General features: G+C 68.6%; 17 protein-coding genes, 1 pseudogene and 1 riboswitch. Of the genes and pseudogenes, 8 read left to right on the plus strand and 10 right to left on the minus strand.

Translation table 11 applies throughout. From position 1 onward, the window contains the following. Window positions 1–40: 40 nt before the first annotated feature. Complete coding sequence (locus tag Taqua_RS10920; RefSeq protein WP_144326679.1) at window positions 41–619, plus strand: malonic semialdehyde reductase; 579 nt, start codon at window positions 41–43, stop codon at window positions 617–619. Between the two features lie 102 nt (window positions 620–721). On the opposite strand, the gene aceA is transcribed toward Taqua_RS10920, so the two are convergent. After that, window positions 722–2,041 carry an isocitrate lyase gene (gene aceA / locus Taqua_RS10925; RefSeq protein WP_144326680.1) on the minus strand — a complete coding sequence of 440 codons (1,320 nt, stop codon included), beginning with the start codon at window positions 2,039–2,041 and terminating at the stop codon, window positions 722–724. 379 nt (window positions 2,042–2,420) lie between these two features. After that, window positions 2,421–2,534: riboswitch (TPP riboswitch) on the plus strand. 69 nt (window positions 2,535–2,603) lie between these two features. Between aceA and thiC the strand changes: the two are divergent. Beyond that, window positions 2,604–4,427, plus strand: a pseudogene (gene thiC, locus Taqua_RS10930) (phosphomethylpyrimidine synthase ThiC); the annotation flags it as partial. 177 nt (window positions 4,428–4,604) lie between these two features. Here the strand turns inward: thiC and nadA are convergent. Both nadA and nadC read right to left on the minus strand, forming a co-directional pair. Continuing rightward, window positions 4,605–5,702, minus strand: coding sequence for a quinolinate synthase NadA (gene nadA, locus Taqua_RS10935; RefSeq protein WP_144326682.1), 1,098 nt, complete (start codon window positions 5,700–5,702; stop codon window positions 4,605–4,607). A 27-nt stretch (window positions 5,703–5,729) separates the two neighbouring features. Then, a complete protein-coding gene (nadC, locus tag Taqua_RS10940; protein WP_144326683.1) occupies window positions 5,730–6,623 on the minus strand; it encodes a carboxylating nicotinate-nucleotide diphosphorylase in 894 nt (297 codons plus the stop codon). A gap of 166 nt (window positions 6,624–6,789) precedes the next feature. On the opposite strand from nadC, the gene panB reads away from it, so the two are divergent. Then, window positions 6,790–7,665, plus strand: a complete 876-nt coding sequence (gene panB / locus Taqua_RS10945) for a 3-methyl-2-oxobutanoate hydroxymethyltransferase (RefSeq protein ID WP_144326684.1) — start codon at window positions 6,790–6,792, stop codon at window positions 7,663–7,665. A 20-nt stretch (window positions 7,666–7,685) separates the two neighbouring features. After that, complete coding sequence (gene panC / locus Taqua_RS10950) at window positions 7,686–8,537, plus strand: pantoate--beta-alanine ligase (RefSeq protein ID WP_144326685.1); 852 nt, start codon at window positions 7,686–7,688, stop codon at window positions 8,535–8,537. A 33-nt stretch (window positions 8,538–8,570) separates the two neighbouring features. On the opposite strand, the gene Taqua_RS10955 is transcribed toward panC, so the two are convergent. From Taqua_RS10955 to Taqua_RS10970, 4 genes are all read right to left on the minus strand, one after another. Continuing rightward, entirely contained in the window at window positions 8,571–9,596 is a 1,026-nt protein-coding gene (locus tag Taqua_RS10955; RefSeq protein ID WP_144326686.1) for an NAD(P)H-dependent glycerol-3-phosphate dehydrogenase, read from the minus strand. 15 nt (window positions 9,597–9,611) lie between these two features. Further along, entirely contained in the window at window positions 9,612–10,082 is a 471-nt protein-coding gene (gene secB / locus Taqua_RS10960) for a protein-export chaperone SecB (RefSeq protein WP_144326687.1), read from the minus strand. A 142-nt stretch (window positions 10,083–10,224) separates the two neighbouring features. After that, window positions 10,225–10,488, minus strand: coding sequence for a glutaredoxin 3 (gene grxC, locus Taqua_RS10965; protein ID WP_144326688.1), 264 nt, complete (start codon window positions 10,486–10,488; stop codon window positions 10,225–10,227). Window positions 10,489–10,519: 31 nt separating this feature from the next. Continuing rightward, a complete protein-coding gene (locus Taqua_RS10970; RefSeq protein ID WP_144326689.1) occupies window positions 10,520–10,927 on the minus strand; it encodes a rhodanese-like domain-containing protein in 408 nt (135 codons plus the stop codon). Window positions 10,928–11,057: 130 nt separating this feature from the next. Here Taqua_RS10970 and gpmA point away from each other — a divergent pair, with 130 nt between their 5' ends. The 3 genes from gpmA to Taqua_RS10985 all read left to right on the plus strand — a co-directional run bounded on the left by gpmA (window position 11,058) and on the right by Taqua_RS10985 (window position 14,153). Continuing rightward, window positions 11,058–11,801: a 2,3-diphosphoglycerate-dependent phosphoglycerate mutase gene (gene gpmA / locus Taqua_RS10975; RefSeq protein ID WP_144326690.1), complete on the plus strand. Its 744-nt coding sequence runs from the start codon at window positions 11,058–11,060 to the stop codon at window positions 11,799–11,801. Between the two features lie 115 nt (window positions 11,802–11,916). Next, a complete protein-coding gene (locus Taqua_RS10980) occupies window positions 11,917–13,380 on the plus strand; it encodes a S41 family peptidase (protein WP_144326691.1) in 1,464 nt (487 codons plus the stop codon). Between the two features lie 11 nt (window positions 13,381–13,391). Then, window positions 13,392–14,153: a HesA/MoeB/ThiF family protein gene (locus Taqua_RS10985; protein WP_144326692.1), complete on the plus strand. Its 762-nt coding sequence runs from the start codon at window positions 13,392–13,394 to the stop codon at window positions 14,151–14,153. Here Taqua_RS10985 and Taqua_RS10990 read toward each other — a convergent pair. The 3 genes from Taqua_RS10990 to clsB form a co-directional block, all read right to left on the minus strand. Next, window positions 14,137–14,562: a BLUF domain-containing protein gene (locus tag Taqua_RS10990; RefSeq protein WP_144326693.1), complete on the minus strand. Its 426-nt coding sequence runs from the start codon at window positions 14,560–14,562 to the stop codon at window positions 14,137–14,139. The two genes, Taqua_RS10985 and Taqua_RS10990, sit on opposite strands and share 17 nt — an antisense overlap. A gap of 12 nt (window positions 14,563–14,574) precedes the next feature. Further along, window positions 14,575–15,303, minus strand: coding sequence for a GTP cyclohydrolase I (gene folE / locus Taqua_RS10995; RefSeq protein ID WP_144326697.1), 729 nt, complete (start codon window positions 15,301–15,303; stop codon window positions 14,575–14,577). Between the two features lie 66 nt (window positions 15,304–15,369). Beyond that, window positions 15,370–16,608 carry a cardiolipin synthase ClsB gene (gene clsB / locus Taqua_RS11000; RefSeq protein WP_144326694.1) on the minus strand — a complete coding sequence of 413 codons (1,239 nt, stop codon included), beginning with the start codon at window positions 16,606–16,608 and terminating at the stop codon, window positions 15,370–15,372. 88 nt (window positions 16,609–16,696) lie between these two features. Here clsB and Taqua_RS11005 point away from each other — a divergent pair, with 88 nt between their 5' ends. Next, window positions 16,697–17,101: an AAA family ATPase gene (locus Taqua_RS11005; RefSeq protein ID WP_144326695.1), complete on the plus strand. Its 405-nt coding sequence runs from the start codon at window positions 16,697–16,699 to the stop codon at window positions 17,099–17,101. Window positions 17,102–17,203: the final 102 nt, after the last annotated feature.

Consider the following 17,203-nt stretch of genomic DNA (forward strand, 5'->3'; position numbering starts at 1 on the left):
CACAATGCCGGCTCTCGTCCATCGCATGGAGCCACACCCGATGCAGATCACGACCGAACAACTGTTCGACCACGCCCGCACCCACAACGCCTGGCAACCCAAACCGGTGCCCGACGAGCTGCTGGTGCGTCTGTACGACCTGATGAAATGGGGGCCGACGTCGGCCAACTGCAGCCCCACGCGCATCGTGTTCGTGCGCACGCCCGAGGCCAAGGCGCGCCTGCTGCCGTGTCTGATGGAGGGCAACCGCGCCAAAACGGCGGCGGCCCCCGTCACGGCCATCCTGGGCATGGACATGGCGTTTTACGAGCAACTGCCGCGGCTGTTCCCACATAACCCGGACGCGCGCAACTGGTTCGCCGGCAACGAGGCGCTGATCCAGGCGACGGCGCTGCGCAACGGCAGCCTGCAAGGTGGCTACTTCATCCTGGCGGCGCGTGCGCTGGGCTTGGACTGCGGGCCGATGAGCGGCTTTGACGCCGCCGCGGTGGACGCGGCGTTTTGGGCCGGCACCACCGTGCGCACCAACTTCATCTGCAACCTGGGCTACGGCGATCCGGCCGGGCTGTTCCCGCGCAGCCCGCGGCTGCCGTTCGACGAGGCCTGCCGCCTGGTCTGAACCGCCTCATCAAACAAACAACCGGCGGGGCTTTGACGCCCACACCGGTTGCGCGACTGTCGGCGCCGGGACAACCAAGCGTGGCCCGGCAACCGGCCCTGATCAGTGGAACTGCTCTTCCTCGGTCGAGCCGGCCAGCGCCTTGACGCTGGAGCTGCCACCTTGGATGACGGTGGTGACGTCGTCGAAGTAGCCCGCACCGACCTCTTGCTGGTGCGACACGAACGTGTAGCCCAGTTCGCGCGCCTTGAACTCGGGCTCTTGCACCATGTCGACATAGTGCTTCATGCCCTGGCCGCGCGCGTAGTGGTAGGCGAACATGAACGTGTTGTACCAGTTGATGTGGATGCCGGCCAGCGTGATGAACTGGTACTTGTAGCCCAGCTCGGACAGCTTGTCCTGGAACTCGGCGATCGTCTTGTCGTCGAGGTTTTTCTTCCAGTTGAAGCTGGGCGAGCAGTTGTAAGCCAGCAGCTTGCCGGGGTACTTTTCGTGGATGGCCTGGGCGAATTCACGCGCAAAGCCCAGGTCCGGCGTGCCGGTTTCGCACCACACCAGGTCGGCGTAGGGCGCGTAGGCCACGCCGCGGCTGATGGCCTGCTCCAGACCGTTCTTGACGCGGAAAAAGCCCTCCTGCGTGCGCTCGCCGGTCAGGAACGGACGGTCGTTGGCGTCGTGATCGCTGGTCAGCAGGTTGGCCGCTTCGGCGTCGGTGCGCGCCAGCACGATGGTCGGCACGCCCATCACGTCGGCGGCAAAGCGCGCGGCGATCAGCTTTTCCACCGCTTCCTGGGTCGGCACCAGCACCTTGCCCCCCATGTGGCCGCACTTCTTGACGGCGGCGAGCTGGTCTTCGAAGTGCACGCCCGCTGCACCCGCAGCGATCATGTTCTTCATCAGCTCGAAGGCGTTGAGCACGCCGCCGAAGCCGGCCTCGGCGTCGGCCACGATCGGCAGGAAGTAGTCGATGTAGCCCGCGTCACCAGGGCCGATGCCGCGGCTCCATTGGATTTCGTCGGCGCGCTTGAACGTGTTGTTGATGCGGCGCACCATCGTCGGCACCGAGTCGTAGGCGTACAGCGACTGGTCCGGGTACATCGTCTCGCTGGTGTTGCCGTCGGCGGCGACTTGCCAACCGGACAGGTAGACGGCCTCCAGACCCGCCTTAGCCTGCTGCATGGCCTGACCGGCGGTGATGGCGCCGAAGGCGTTGACGTAGCCCTTCTTGGCCTCGCCGTTGATCAAGCGCCACAGCTTTTCGGCGCCGCGCTTGGCCAGCGTGTACTCGATCTGCAGCGAGCCGCGCAGGCGCACCACGTCGGCGGCGCTGTAGCCGCGCTTGATGCCTTTCCAGCGCGGGTTTTCGGCCCAGTCTTTTTCCAGCGCAGCGATCTGCTGCTCACGGCTCAGGGGTTGCGTCATGGTCAAACTCCTTGTCGACAAAAAGGTGGTGAACAAACCGGGTGGCGGAGACGGGCAACCAGGGGCGCGCCGCCTTGACTTCAGTATAAGTCTTCTATAAGACACAACCCCAGTCTTGTGTCTTATAGAAGACTATTTTTACGACATAAAAAACAGATAGTTAGGAAATCTGTGCCGCATCATGAAAGGACATTCCATGCCCACACGGGCAACCGCACGTCCTCGGCAGGCGTGGCTTTCAGAATGACGAACCAGATTTTCATATCGTGATATCGAGCCTTGTACGCCGATACCCAGAGGTTCGGCGACCGCACGCGCAGCGCTGGCCGTGGTCGCTGGACCGACGGCGACGGTCGTCGCGCCATCCGGCATACAATGCGTCCACGCTCCGGGGTGTCCACGACCAGTGGGCTGAGACGGCGCTGCACGCGCGCCGAACCCGTCGAACTTGATCCGGTTCACACCGGCGTAAGGACGAGCCTGCGCCGCCAGCCCTGGCTGGCGCGCCCGCCCCGCAGGGCGCGGCCTCCGGAGCCTCCCCCACCACCCCGAGGAGCGCTCCATGACCACTGCGACCATCCCCATCGCCACCGCCGACCCGGCCGGCAACGACCCGGCGACCGCCGGCATCACCGTGGGCCCGATCTGCGGCTCGCGCAAGGTGTACGTCACCGGCAGCCGGCCCGACGTGCGCGTGCCAATGCGCGCCATCGCGCAAAGCCCCACGCCCCAGGCGCTGGGTGGCGAGCCCAACCCGCCGGTGTTCGTCTACGACACCTCCGGCCCCTACACCGCGCACGACGCCGACATCGACATCCGTCGCGGCCTGCCACCGCTGCGGCTGGCGTGGGTCGAGGCGCGGGGCGACACCGAAGCGCTTGGCGGCCCCAGCAGCGCCTGGGGGCGCCAGCGCGAGGCCGACCCCACCACCGCAGCGCTGCGTCACCCCGGTCGCGCCCACCCGATCCGGCGCGCCCGTGCGGGCGCCAACGTGACGCAAATGCACTACGCGCGCCGCGGCATCGTCACGCCCGAGATGGAGTTCGTCGCCATCCGCGAAAACCTCAACCGCCAAGCCTACCTGGAGGCGCTGCGCGCCAGCGGCCCGCGCGGCCAGCGCATGGCCGAGGTGCTGCTGCACCAGCACCAGGGGCAAGCGTGGGGCGCGCGCATCCCGGCCGAGATCACGCCGGAGTTCGTGCGCCAGGAGGTGGCCGCCGGGCGCGCCATCATCCCGGCCAACGTCAACCACCCCGAGAGCGAGCCGATGATCATCGGCCGCCACTTTTTGGTCAAAGTCAACGCCAACATCGGCAACTCGGCGCTGGCGTCCGACATCGCCGCCGAGGTGGACAAAATGGTGTGGGCCACCCGCTGGGGCGCCGACACCGTGATGGACCTGTCCACCGGCGCGCACATCCACGAAACGCGCGAGTGGATCATCCGCAACAGCCCGGTGCCGATCGGTACCGTGCCGATTTACCAGGCGCTGGAAAAGGTGGGCGGCGACCCCGAGGCGCTGAGCTGGGAGGTGTTTCGTGACACCCTCATCGAACAGGCCGAACAGGGCGTGGATTACTTCACGATCCACGCCGGGGTGCGGCGCGACTTCATCCCCCTGACCGAGCGGCGCCTGACCGGCATCGTGTCGCGCGGCGGCTCGATCATGGCGCGCTGGTGCCAGGCGCATGGGCAGGAAAACTTCCTCTACACCCACTTCGAGGACATCTGCGCCATCATGAAGGCCTACGACGTCGCCTTCAGCCTGGGCGATGGCTTGCGCCCCGGCAGCATCCACGACGCCAACGACGAGGCGCAAATGGCCGAGCTGCGCACGCTGGGCGAGCTGACCCAGATCGCCTGGCGGCACGACGTGCAGGTGATGATCGAGGGGCCGGGCCACGTGCCGATGCAGCTGATCCAGGCCAACATGGACGAACAGCTGCGCGCGTGCTTCGAAGCGCCGTTTTACACCCTGGGGCCGCTGGTGACCGACATCGCACCGGGCTACGACCATCTGGCCAGCGCCATCGGCGCGGCGCAAATCGGCTGGTACGGCACCGCGATGCTGTGCTACGTCACCCCCAAGGAGCACCTGGGGTTGCCCAACCGCGACGACGTCAAGCAAGGGCTGATCGCGTACAAGATCGCTGCGCACGCGGCGGACCTCGCCAAGGGCCACCCGGGTGCGCAGATCCGCGACAACGCGATGTCCAAGGCCCGCTTCGAGTTCCGCTGGCAGGACCAGTTCAACCTGGCGTTGGACCCGGACACGGCGCGCGCCTACCACGACGAAACGCTGCCCAAGGACGCCGCCAAGCGCGCGCCGTTTTGTTCGATGTGCGGGCCCAAGTTTTGCTCGATGCGCATCACGCAGGAGCTGCGCGCGCAGGCCTAGCCGCCGCGGTCGCCGGCAGCACGTCGGCGGACTGAAGCTTCAGGGCTGCCTCGATGGGCGTTGCGGCTCCCAGGTGGCCGACAGCCGCCCCAATGGCAGCGCGGTGCCCGCCTGCACCGGCCCGCGGGGCGGATGATGGCCCTGCCCGGCGTGGGGGATTGGGGCTCAGGCCGCGCCCAGGTGGGGCACCAGGGCACCCAGCGGCTCGCCGCGCTTGCGCGCTGCAGTGAACGCCAGCATGCGCTCGATCGGCAGCCGTGCCCGTGGGATCAGCGCCGGGTCCACATGCACCTCGTTGAGGCCCGTCTCCAACACCTGCAGCACCCCGCGCAGGCCGTTCATCGCCATCCACGGGCAGTGCGCGCAGCTCTTGCAGGTGGCGCTGGAGCCGGCGGTGGGCGCTTCCAAAAACAGCTTGTCCGGGTGGCGCTGGCGCAACTTGTGCATCATGCCGTTGTCGGTGGCGACGATGAACACCTTGGCGTCCAGCGTGGCAGCCGCCTGCAGGATCTGCGACGTCGACCCCACCACATCGGCCTGCGCCACCACCGCCGCGGGGCTTTCCGGGTGCACCAGCACCTTGGCCTCGGGGTATTCGCGCCGCAGCGCCTCCAGCTCGAAGGCTTTGAACTCGTCGTGCACCACGCACGAGCCCTTCCACAGCACCATGTCGGCACCGGTCTCGCGCTGGATGTAGCCGCCCAGGTGCTTGTCCGGCGCCCACAGGATCTTGTGGCCGGCGTCCTTCAGCGCACGCACGATGTCCAGCGCGCAGCTCGACGTCACCACCCAGTCGGCCTGCGCTTTGACGGCAGCGCTGGTGTTGGCGTACACCACCACCGTGCGGTCCGGGTGCTGGGTCCGAAAGGCCGCAAAGTCGTCCGGCGGGCAGCCCACGTCCAGCGAGCAGGTGGCGTCCAGGTCCGGCATCAGCACGGTCTTGTCCGGCGACAGGATTTTGGCCGTCTCGCCCATGAAGCGCACGCCCGACACCACCAACGTGCGCGCCGGGTGGTCACGGCCAAAGCGCGCCATCTCCAGGCTGTCACTGACGATGCCGCCGGTTTCCTCGGCCAAGTCCTGCAGGTCGGGGTGCACGTAATAGTGCGACACCATGACGGCGTCGCGCTCGCGCAACAGGGTGCGGATGCGGGCTTTGAGCGCCTCGCGCTCGGCGGTGGAGGGTTCCTCGGGCACCCGCGCCCAGGCGTGGCGCGTCGTGCACGCGGGCTGCTCCACTTCGACTTCGATCACCTGTTCCATCGTCGCCTTCCTATGCACATGGGGTGCTCACGCGCACGGCAGCAGCCGCATCGACAGGTCCACGGCCTGCACGTCCTTGGTCAGTGCCCCGACCGAGATGCGGTCCACACCCGTTTCGGCCAGTGCGCGCACGTTGGCCAGCGTCACGCCACCGGAAATCTCCAGCACCGCCCCGCCGCCAGGGTGGGCATCGTTGCGCCGCACCGCCTCGCGCAGCGTGGCCAAGTCCATATTGTCCAGCAGGATCAGGCGCGCGCCGGCCTGCAGGGCTTCGTCCAGCTGCGCCAGCGTCTCGACCTCGATCTGCACAAACAGCGCCTGCGGCGCCAACGCCTGCGCGCGCTGCAACGCCGCGGCCACGCCCCCGGCGGCGGCGATGTGGTTTTCCTTGATCAGGATGGCGTCGTGCAGCCCCAGCCGATGGTTGAGCCCGCCGCCCACGCGCACCGCGTACTTTTGCGCCACACGCAACCCCGGCAGGGTTTTGCGCGTGTCGCAGATGCGCGCGCGCGTGCCCGCCACCGCGTCCACGTAGCGGCGCGTGTGGGTGGCCACCGCCGACAAGGTTTGCAAAAAGTTCAGCATCGTGCGCTCGGCGCTCAGCAGGGCGCGGGCGTGGGCCTGCACCTCGAACACCGTGCCACCGGCCGTCACCCATTGCCCTTCGGCCACCTGCCAGCTCCAGCGCGCCGACGGGTCAAGCGCGTGCAGCGCGGCCTCCACCCACGGCCGGCCGCACACCACGGCGTCTTGGCGTGCTATCACGCGCGCGCGCATCGTGAGCTGCCCGTCCACCAGCGCCGCGGTCAGGTCGCCGGGGCCCACGTCCTCGGCCAGCGCGCGCGCCGCGTCGGCGGCGGCTTGGGTTTGCACGTCGGGCAGCGGTGGCTGCAGGCTGAGCGGGTCGGGTCGAGCGGTCATCGGTGAAGCCATGGTCATCATCGCAAAGCAGCGCGGGCACGCGCACAGGGCGCCAAGCATACACACCCCGTCGGGGCCACGGCACGGGCCGCGGTGTCGCGCTGTTGCGGTGCAACGAATGCACTAGACTAGCGCCTTGCCTCGACACTGCGACCGGGATCCCCGCATGAGCGACACCACCGCCCACACCCCCTACGGCACCTTGCCCGCGGCAGCGCCGCTGCCACCACGCAAACCGATCAGCCTGCCGCGCCTGCAGGAGATGCGCGAGCGCGGCGAAAAAATCGCCATGCTCACCGCCTACGACGCCACCTTTGCCGCGGTGGCCGACCATGCCGGCGTGGACTGCCTGTTGGTGGGTGATTCGCTCGGCATGGTCTGCCAAGGCCGCCCCAGCACCGTGGGCGTCACCCTGGAAGAGATGTGCTACCACACCGAGTGCGTGGTGCGCGGGGTGCGCCGCGTGCAAGGCACGGTGTGGATCATTGGCGACCTGCCGTTTGGCACCTACCAGGAGTCGCGCGAGCAGGCGCTGCGCAGCGCCGCCGCGCTGATGCAGGCCGGCGCGCACATGGTCAAGCTCGAAGGCGGCGGCTGGACGGTCGAGACGGTGCGCTTTCTGGTCGAGCGCGGCATCCCCGTGTGCGCGCACCTGGGCCTGACGCCGCAAACCGTGCACGCCCTGGGCGGCTACCGCGTGCAGGGCCGCTCGCACGCCGAAGCCGAGCGCCTGCGCCGCGACGCGCTGGCGCTGCAAGACGCCGGCGCCACGATGCTGGTGCTGGAGATGGTGCCCGCCGCGCTGGCCACCGAGATCACCCAGCAATTGCCGCGCTGCCACACCATCGGCATAGGCAGCGGGCGCGGCACCGCCGGGCAGGTGCTGGTGATGCACGACATGCTCGGCATCCATCTGGGCAAAACGCCCAAATTCGTGCGCAACTTCATGGAAGGCGCCGCCAGCGTGCGCGACGCCATGGCCGCCTACGTGGCCGCCGTCAAAGACGGCACCTTCCCCAACGACGCGCTGCACGCCTGGTAACTTCCTTCCGTTTGACCACCATGCAGGTCATCCACACCATCGCCGAGCTGCGCCAAGCGCTGGCGCGCCACGACCACCCCGCTTTCGTGCCCACGATGGGCAACCTGCACGACGGCCACCTGGCCCTGGTGCGGCACGCGCGTACTCTGGGTGACGTCACGGTGGCCAGCATCTTCGTCAACCGCCTGCAGTTTTTGCCCCACGAGGACTTCGACACCTACCCGCGCACCTTGCAGGCGGACTGCGACAAGCTCGCGGCGCTGGGCTGCGACATCGTCTTTGCCCCGGCGGAAGAGGAGCTGTACCCCCAGCCCCAGACATTCAAGGTGCAGCCGCCCCCGGCCCTGGCCGATATGCTGGAAGGGCATTTTCGGCCCGGCTTTTTCACCGGCGTGTGCACGGTGGTCATGAAGCTGTTTCAGTGCGTGTTTGCCAACGCCCGGGGCGAGCGCCACGCCGTCTTCGGCAAAAAAGACTACCAGCAGCTGATGGTGATCCGCCACATGGTGCAGCAGTTTGCGCTGCCCATCACGATCCACGGCCTGGACACGGCACGCGCCCCCGACGGGCTGGCGCTGAGCTCGCGCAACGGCTACCTGTCAGCCGCCGAGCGCGCCCAGGCCCCGCAACTGGTGCAGACGCTGCGCACCGTGGCCGCTGACGTGCTGGGTGGCGAGCACAACCTGGCGGCGCTGGAGCAGCGCGCCATGCAAACGCTGGCGGCGCAAGGCTGGCAGCCGGACTACATCACGGTGCGCCGCCGCCACGACCTGCTGCCGCCCGAGCCGCGCGATATCCGCCCCGGCGAACTCGTGGTGCTGGGCGCCGCCCGCCTGGGGCGCACGCGCCTCATCGACAACTGGGAGTTTTGACGAGGTCGGGCCGCGGTATCACGGTCGGCCGTGTCACTCCGCCCGCGGGTCGCGGCCCATCAGGCGCTCGACGGCGCGGCGGGCGTCGAGCTGGCCGTCCAGCACCGCCACCACCGCCTGGGTGATCGGCACATCCACCCCCAGCTGCGCGGCGCGCAGCGCCACCGTGCGGGCGCTGTAAACCCCTTCGGCCACATGCCCCAGCGAGGCCACCGCGGCGCTTAAGTCCATGCCCTGCGCCAGCCGCAGGCCCACCTGCCGGTTGCGGCTGAGGTCACCGGTGGCCGTCAGCACCAGGTCGCCCAAGCCCGTCAGGCCCATGAAGGTGTCGGCGCGTGCGCCCAGCGCAAGCCCCAAGCGCGTCATCTCGGCCAAGCCACGCGTGATCAGCGCCGCGCGCGCGTTGTGGCCCAGTTGCAGCCCATCGCTCAAGCCGGTGGCGATGGCCAGCACATTCTTGACCGCCCCGCCCACCTCCACGCCGACCACGTCATCGTTGGCATACACCCGCAGCACCTGGCCGTGGAACGCCGCCACCAGAGCGTCGCGCACATGGGCGTGGGCGCTGGCGGCCACCAGCGCGGTGGGCAGCCCCTGCGCCACCTCGCGCGCAAAACTGGGGCCGCCGAACACCCCCACCGCCAGCGCAGGCGCCACCTGCTGCGCGATTTCGTGCCCCAGCAAGCCCGGCGCGTTGGCGGCTTGCGGGCGCTCGAAACCCTTGCACAGCCACACCACCGGCGGCGCGGCGGGGCCACCCGCCGGCCACACCTCGGCCAGCCGGGCCAGCCACGGCCGCAACGCCGCCATCGGCACGCCCAGCACCACCAACTCGGTGTCGGTCAGCCATAGGCGCAGCGCCGTGTCGTCGCCCCCGGCGCATTGCAGCGCGGCCGGCAGCGGCACCCCCGGCAGGTAGCGGGCATTGACGCGCTCGCGCGCCATGGTCGCCGCCTGGTCGGCGTCGCGCGCCCACAGGCGCACCTCGTGCCCCGCTTGCGCTGCGACGACCGCCAGCGCGGTGCCCCAGGCCCCCGCGCCGATGAACGTGATGCGCATGGCCCGCCGCGGACGTCAAGCCTGGCCGTTGGCGGCCGCCTGTTGTTGTTGCTGCTGCGCCAGCTGCTGCTCGTACATGGCCTGAAAGTTGATTTCGGCCAGGTGCACCGGGGGGAAGCCCGCACGCTGGATCAGGTCCGCCACGTTGGCGCGCAGGTAGGGGTAAACGATCTGCGGGCACTGGATGCCGATGACTTGCTGCATCAGCTCCTGCGGGATGTGGCGGATTTCGAAGATCCCGGCTTGCTTGCATTCGACCAGGAACACCGTGCGCTCGCCGATCTTGGTGTGCACGGTGGCCGCCACGGCGATTTCGAACACCCCTTCCGCCAGCGACTGCGCCTCGACGCCGAGCTGGATGTCGACGCTGGGCTGCTGTTGCTCCAGAAAAATGGCCGGGGAGTTGGGCTGCTCCAGCGAGGCCTCCTTCAGGTACACGCGCTGGATTTGGAATACGGGGGTCGGGGCTTGCTGTTCGTCCGCCATGGTTGAGTGCTCAGGTAGGTTGCCACAGCCAGCGCCGCGGGCGCCCATCGCCCACCGGTTCGCGGCTGGTTCAGCCCGCGATTATGGCAGCGGCGCCGGCCCCGTCCGGGCACACCGCCGGCCCGCGTGCGGCGGCGTACGATCAGCGCTGGCCGCGCAGCAGCGGCTCCAAGCCGCCGCGCGCATCCAGCGCGTGCAGATCGTCGCAGCCGCCAATGTGCTGCCCGTCGATAAAAATCTGTGGCACGCTGGTACGCCCCACCAGCTGCGCCATCGCCTGCCGCACGTCCGGGCGGCCGTCGACGTTGACTTCCTCCCACTCGGTCACGCCGCGCGCGCGCAGCAACGCCTTGGCGCGGTGGCAGTATGGGCAGTAGTCGCTGCTGTAAATCTTGACGTGGGCCACGGTGCGATCTCCAAGGTTGGGGGTAGTAGGCTCATCCCTGCTGCACCGGCAGGCTGGCCGCGCGCCACGCGGCCATGCCCCCGGCCAGCGACACGGCGCGCTCGTAGCCCAGTTTTTTGGCCAGCGCCGCCGCCCGACGCGAGCGCACCCCCGAGGCGCACACCAGCACCACCGGCACGCTCTTGTCCTTGACCACCTGCGGCAGCCGCTCGGCCAACTGGTCCAGCGGCACGTTGCGCGCGCCCGCGACGTGGCCGGCCGCGAACTCCGCCGGCGTGCACACATCGATCACCACCGCCTTGTCACGGTTGATCAACTGCACCGCCTGCGTGGGATCCACCCCCGCCGCCACGCCGCCCGAAATGACCGGCCACAGCAACATCAAGCCCGAGCCGGCGGCCACCGCCACCAGCACCCAGTTGTCGAGCAAAAAATCCACGGTTGAGCGTTCCTCGTTGGGTTCATGACGCAGCGCCGCACGCGCGGCCTGCCCCGTCCGGTATTCTAGAATGTTGGGGTTTTCCCCACAGGCCACCCAACCTCGTGCGCCTGCTGCGCACGCCCGCACCATGTACAAGCTCGTCCTCATCCGCCACGGCGAATCGACCTGGAACCTGGAAAACCGCTTCACCGGCTGGACCGACGTCGACCTCACGCCCACCGGGGTGTCGCAGGCCATCGCCGCCGGCCGCCTGCTGCGCGACGAGGGCTGGGACTTTGACCTGTGCTTCACCAGCGTGCTCAAGCGCGCCATCCACACGCTGTGGTACGTGCTGGACGAAATGGACCGCACCTGGCTGCCGGTGGTCAAGGACTGGCGGCTCAACGAGCGCCACTACGGCGCGCTGCAAGGGCTCAACAAGGCCGACATGGTGCGCCAGTACGGCGAGCAGCAGGTGTTGCAGTGGCGCCGCAGCTACGACGTGCCGCCGCCGGCGCTCACGCCCGACGACCCGCGCGGCCAGCGCCACGACCGGCGCTACGCCCACCTGGCGCCCGAGCAAATCCCCCTGACCGAGTGCCTCAAGGACACGGTGGCGCGCGTGGTGCCGTACTGGAACGAAGCCATCGCCCCGGCCATCCGCAGCGGCCAGCGCGTGCTGATCTCGGCGCACGGCAACTCGATCCGCGCCCTGATCAAGCACCTGGACGGCATTTCGGATGCCGACATCGTCAACCTCAACATCCCCAACGGCGTGCCGCTGGTGTACGAATTCGACGCCGCGCTGCGCCCGCTGCGCCGCTACTACCTGGGCGACGCGGCGGCGGCCGAGGCCGCGGCCGCGGCGGTGGCGCGCCAGGGCAGCGCCTGAACGTATCGGCGCGCTACGCCCCCTCCCATGGCGACACGGGGGTCGCCGTGAACTCGGGCGTCACGCCGCTCCTCCAAGGTGTATAGTGCCGCGCAACGAGCACGCAGGTTACACCATGGGGCACAAAGCAAGGATCGCAGGTTGGCTGGCGCTGGGCGCGCTGGCCGGAGCGCTGACCACCGTCGGGCTGCAAGCCACGGCGCGCGCCACGTTTGCGCCGCTGCCGCTGCAGGAGCTGCAGCAGTTCGCCGCCGTCTACGGCATCATCAAGAGCGACTACGTCGAGCCGGTCGACGACAAAAAACTCATCACCGACGCCATCAGCGGCATGGTGGCGTCGCTGGACCCGCACTCGCAGTACTTCGATGCCAAGAGCTTCAAGGAATTCCGTGAAGGCACCTCGGGGCGCTTCGTTGGCGTCGGCATCGAAATCACGATGGAAGACGGGCTGGTCAAAGTGGTGTCGCCGATCGAGGGCTCGCCCGCCTTCAAAGCCGGGCTGAAGGCCGGCGACCTCATCACCAAAATCGACGACACGGCCGTCAAGGGCCTCACCATCAACGAAGCCGTCAAGCGCATGCGCGGCGAGCCCAACACCAAGGTCGACCTGACGGTGTTTCGCCGCGACGAAAACCGCACCTTCCGCGTCACCATCACGCGGCAGGAAATCAAAACCGTCAGCGTGCGCGCCAAGGTCGTCGAGCCCGGCTACGCCTGGGTGCGCGTGTCGCAGTTCCAGGAGCGCACGCTGGAGGACTTCGCGCGCAAGCTGGAAGAGATCGTGCGTGCCGAGCCCAAGCTCAAGGGGTTGGTGCTGGACCTGCGCAACGACCCCGGCGGCCTGCTGGACGCCGCCGTTGGGCTGGCCGCGGCCTTTTTGCCCGACGGCGCGGTGGTGGTCACCACCAACGGGCAATTGGAAGAAAGCAAGGCCACCTACCGCGCCACGCCGCGCGACTACCTGCGCCGCGCCGGCACCGACCCCATCGCGCGGCTGACCGTCAACACGCAAGGGGTGCTCAAGCGGCTGCCGGTGGTCGTGCTGGTCAACGAAGGCTCGGCCTCCGCCAGTGAAATCGTGGCCGGCGCGCTGCAAGACCACAAGCGCGCCACCATCATGGGCAGCCAGACCTTTGGCAAGGGCTCGGTGCAAACGGTGCGCCCGCTGGGGCCGGACACCGCCATCAAGCTGACCACGGCGCGCTACTACACGCCCAGCGGCCGCTCGATCCAGGCCAAGGGCATCGTGCCCGACATCTGGGTGGACGAAACGCCCGAGGGCAACCTGTTTGCCGCGCTACGCACGCGGGAAGCCGACCTGGACAAACACCTGGCCGGCCCCGACGAAAAAGCCCTGACCGACGCCGAGCGCGAGGCCGCCCGCCAGCGCGAGCGCGAACGCGAGGCGGCCCGCCAGCGCCTGGAAGAAGAACAGCGCAAAAACCCCGGCACGCGGCTGTTGCCCGAATTCGGCTCCGACAAAGACTTCCAGCTGCAGCAGGCGCTCAACCACCTCAAAGGTCTGCCGGTGGTGGCCAGCACAACCGCCACCGAGCGGCCGGCCAAAGCCGACAACTGACCCGTCGCGCCATGACCGACGAGCAGTTGCTGCGCTACTCGCGCCACATCCTGCTGGACGATATCGGCATCGAGGGGCAGGAGCGGCTGTTGGCCGCCCATGCCGTGGTCGTCGGCGCAGGGGGGCTGGGATCCCCCGTGGCGCTGTACCTGGCCAGCGCCGGCGTGGGCCGCATCACGCTGGTGGACACCGACACGGTTGACACCACCAACCTGCAGCGCCAGATCGCGCACACGCTGCAACGCGTCGGCCAGCCCAAGGTGGACTCGGCCCGGCAGGCCATGCTGGCCATCAACCCCGAGGTGCAGGTGCACACCATCCAGCAACGTGCCGACGACGCACTGCTCGATGCCCTGCTGCCTGGCGCGCAGGTGGCACTGGACTGCACCGACAACTTCGCCACCCGTCACGCCATCAACCGCGCCTGCGTGCGCCACGGCGTGCCGCTGGTGTCGGGCGCGGCCATCCGCTTCGACGGCCAGGTGGCGGTGTACGACCCGCGCCAGCCGACCAGCCCCTGCTACGCCTGCCTGTTCCCGCCTGAGCAGGCGCCTGAGGAGGTGCACTGCGCCACGATGGGGGTGTTTGCGCCGCTGGTGGGCATCATCGGCACGTTGCAGGCGGCCGAAGCCATCAAGCTGCTGGCCGGCATCGGCGCGGCGCTGACCGGCCGCCTGCTGATGTTCGACGGCCGCGCCAGCCAGTTCACCGACGTGCAACTGGCGCGCCGTCCGGATTGCCCCGTGTGCGGCGACGCTACGCGCGGCCGATGATGCTGGCCGTGGCCATCAACTCCTCCAGCAACGCCAGCGACACCTTGCCCGACACGCTGTAGGGGTCGAACTCGGGTCGCTCGGAGTACTTCAGCACGATCGACGTGTTGAGCTTGGACAGGTTGACCTGCCCCATCGTCCAGCCGCCAAAGCGCCGCTCGGTGATTTCCTCGTACAGCAGCAGCTCCACGTCGTGGTGACGCGGGTCCTCGATGATCTGCTTGTACAGCCGGTTGACGGCGCCGCGCCCACCTTCGATGGCTTGCAGGTAAATGCCACCGCCGTAGCACAAAATGCCGGTGATGCCGTTGTGCAGGTTGTGGTGCCGCGCCGAGTGCAGGATAGCTTCAATATCCTGCTGCGTGTGGCCTTCGCGCGCCCGGCTGACGTAGAGCAATCGCACCAGCATCGCCCGCCCCTTTCACTGCTGCACTTGGCGCGGCAGCAGCGACAAAAACTCCCGCCGCAGGTTGGCATCCTTCAAAAACACCCCGCGCATGACCGAGTTGATCATGCGGCTGTCCAAGTCCTTGACGCCGCGCCACGCCATGCAGTAGTGCGTCGCCTCCATCACGATGGCCAAGCCGTCGGGCTGGGTTTTTTCCTGGATCAGGTCGGCCAGCTGCACCACCGCCTCTTCCTGGATCTGCGGCCGGCCCATGATCCACTCGGCCAGCCGGGCGTATTTGCTCAGCCCGATGACGTTGGTGTGCTCGTTGGGCATCACGCCAATCCACAGCTTGCCAATCACCGGGCAAAAGTGGTGGCTGCACGCGCTGCGCACGGTGATCGGGCCCACGATCATCAGCTCGTTCAAGTGCTCGGCGTTGGGGAACTCGGTGATCGTCGGCGCCTTGGTGTAGCGCCCCGCAAACACCTCTTTCAGGTACATCTTGGCCACGCGCCGCGCGGTGTCTTCGGTGTTGTGGTCGTTGGTGGTGTCGATGACCAGGCTGTCCAGCACCGTCTGCATCTTGTCGGTCACCTCGTCCAGCAACTGCTCCAACTCGCCGGGCTGGATAAAGTCGGCGATGTTGTCGTTGGCGTGAAACCGCTTGCGCGCCGCGCGTAGGCGCTCGCGGATGCGCACCGAAACCGGTACGCCGTCGTCGTGCGGCTGGGTGTCCGTCATGGCGTCAGGATTGGGCATGAGCATGCGCCCATCCTAACACCACGCGCAAGCCCCCGCGCAGGTTGCGCCCACACCGCACAGGGCTCAATAGCGGTGGCCGGTCAAAAATAACACCGCCCGCATCACGGCAAAGGCCAGCGCGTCGCGCACCTTGTCGTGCCAGGGACGCTGCCGCAGCGTGGCCAGGTCCAATGCACGGCCACTGGTGTGCAGCAGGTGCTCCAGCCGCCGGCGCAGCGCGGTGGCAAACCCGCGGTCGGTGGTCACCACGTTGGCCTCACGCGCCAGCAGCAGGCTGATCGGGTCCAGGTTGCTGGAGCCCACCGTGGCCCAGCGGTCGTCCACCACCGCCACCTTGGCGTGCAGGGCGCTGGGGGCGTACTCGCGGATGTCCACCCCCGCGGCCAGCAGCGCCTGGTGCACCGGGCGCGGCGCGTGGTACTGCAAAAAGCGCTCGTACTTGCCCTGGATCAGCAACTGTACGCGCACCCCGCGGCGCACCGCCTGGATCAACGCGCGGCGCAACCGCCGCCCGGGGATGAAGTACGCATTGGCAATGATCACCTGCTCGCGCGCGCTGCCAATGGCTTTCAGGTACGCGCGCTCGATCGCGTGACGGTGGCGCAGGTTGTCGCGCCACAGCAGCGCGGCCGCCGCGCCGCGCGCCTCGGGCCAGCGCATCCCCTCGGGCGGCACGGGTGGCGCCGCGCGCAGCACCTCGTCCAACCACGGCACCCCCTCGCGCAGCGCCTCCCAGGCGCGGCGCAGGTCGCGCTCGGCCACCGAACGCACCGCCTGCATGCGCCACCACAGCTGCTCCATCTGCTCCAGCATCTCGGCCACCACCGGGCCGCTGACCTGCAACGCAAAGTCCAGCCGCGGCTGTGGCAGCCGCCCCAGCACCACGTCGTCGCAATCGTCGATCAGGTTGATGCCGCCGCAAAACCCCAGCACCCCGTCCACCACGCACAGCTTGCGGTGCAGCCGCCGCCAGCGGCTGGGGATGGCCAAGCCCAGCCAGCCCAGCGGCCGGTAACTGCGCCACTGCACCCCGGCGGCGTCGAAGCGCCGCGCCCACTCGGGCGGCAGGCGCGGCGTGCCCACCGCGTCCACCACCAGCCGCACCGTCACCCCGCGCTGCGCCGCGCGCTCCAGCGCCTGCGCCACCGCCAGCGCCGCGTGCGCAAAGTGAAAGATGTACGTCTCCACATGCACCAGCCGCTGCGCGCGGTCGATTGCACGCACCATCGCCGGCACCAGCTGCGCTGCCCCCTCCAGCAAGCGCAGGTGGTGCCCCGGCAGCAGCCGCACATTCACGCCCATGCCCGCTCCAGCCCGCTGCGCGTGGCGTTACGCATCGCACCCATGGCGGGCATTGTCCACCAAAGTGGCGGCAGGCTATCATGACCGCATGACGTCACGCCGCAAGCTGCCGATCGGCATCCAAACCTTTGCCAAGATCCGCGACGGGGGGTACTACTACATCGACAAAACCCCGCTCATTGCCCGGCTGGCTGAGCAAGGCAGTTTTTATTTCCTGTCGCGCCCGCGGCGCTTTGGCAAGTCACTGCTGATCGACACCATCGCCGCGGCCTTTGCCGGCCAGCGCGCGCTGTTCGAAGGCGGCGCCGCCGCCGTGGCGCTGGGGGTGGATGCAGCCGCTGCCCAGCGACCGCGGCTGTTTCTGGCCGACCACTGGGACTGGGGCCGGCGCCACCCGGTCATTCGCCTGAGCTTCGCCGAGGGACGCTTGAGCGAGCCCGACGCGCTGCAGGCCCACATCCACGACCAGCGACGTCCCCCCGGTTTTGAGTAGCGCCGCGATCTGGAGTCCAATCCCCAACGACAAGGAGATTGGACGTGAAGAAGCGTTTTACCGAAGAGCAGATCATCGGCTTCCTGCGTGAGGCGGAGGCCG

The organism is Tepidimonas aquatica, assembly GCF_007556585.1.
GTDB classification, from domain to species: Bacteria; Pseudomonadota; Gammaproteobacteria; order Burkholderiales; family Burkholderiaceae_C; genus Tepidimonas; species Tepidimonas aquatica.

Coding starts and splice junctions, on each gene's coding strand:
- Taqua_RS10920 (WP_144326679.1), top strand. CDS start 41: ATGCAGATCACGACCGAACAACTGTTCGACCACGCCCGCACCCACAAC.
- aceA (WP_144326680.1), bottom strand. CDS start 2,041: ATGACGCAACCCCTGAGCCGTGAGCAGCAGATCGCTGCGCTGGAAAAA.
- nadA (WP_144326682.1), bottom strand. CDS start 5,702: ATGGAACAGGTGATCGAAGTCGAAGTGGAGCAGCCCGCGTGCACGACG.
- nadC (WP_144326683.1), bottom strand. CDS start 6,623: ATGACCGCTCGACCCGACCCGCTCAGCCTGCAGCCACCGCTGCCCGAC.
- panB (WP_144326684.1), top strand. CDS start 6,790: ATGAGCGACACCACCGCCCACACCCCCTACGGCACCTTGCCCGCGGCA.
- panC (WP_144326685.1), top strand. CDS start 7,686: ATGCAGGTCATCCACACCATCGCCGAGCTGCGCCAAGCGCTGGCGCGC.
- Taqua_RS10955 (WP_144326686.1), bottom strand. CDS start 9,596: ATGCGCATCACGTTCATCGGCGCGGGGGCCTGGGGCACCGCGCTGGCG.
- secB (WP_144326687.1), bottom strand. CDS start 10,082: ATGGCGGACGAACAGCAAGCCCCGACCCCCGTATTCCAAATCCAGCGC.
- gpmA (WP_144326690.1), top strand. CDS start 11,058: ATGTACAAGCTCGTCCTCATCCGCCACGGCGAATCGACCTGGAACCTG.
- Taqua_RS10980 (WP_144326691.1), top strand. CDS start 11,917: ATGGGGCACAAAGCAAGGATCGCAGGTTGGCTGGCGCTGGGCGCGCTG.
- Taqua_RS10985 (WP_144326692.1), top strand. CDS start 13,392: ATGACCGACGAGCAGTTGCTGCGCTACTCGCGCCACATCCTGCTGGAC.
- Taqua_RS10990 (WP_144326693.1), bottom strand. CDS start 14,562: ATGCTGGTGCGATTGCTCTACGTCAGCCGGGCGCGCGAAGGCCACACG.
- folE (WP_144326697.1), bottom strand. CDS start 15,303: ATGCCCAATCCTGACGCCATGACGGACACCCAGCCGCACGACGACGGC.
- clsB (WP_144326694.1), bottom strand. CDS start 16,608: ATGGGCGTGAATGTGCGGCTGCTGCCGGGGCACCACCTGCGCTTGCTG.
- Taqua_RS11005 (WP_144326695.1), top strand. CDS start 16,697: ATGACGTCACGCCGCAAGCTGCCGATCGGCATCCAAACCTTTGCCAAG.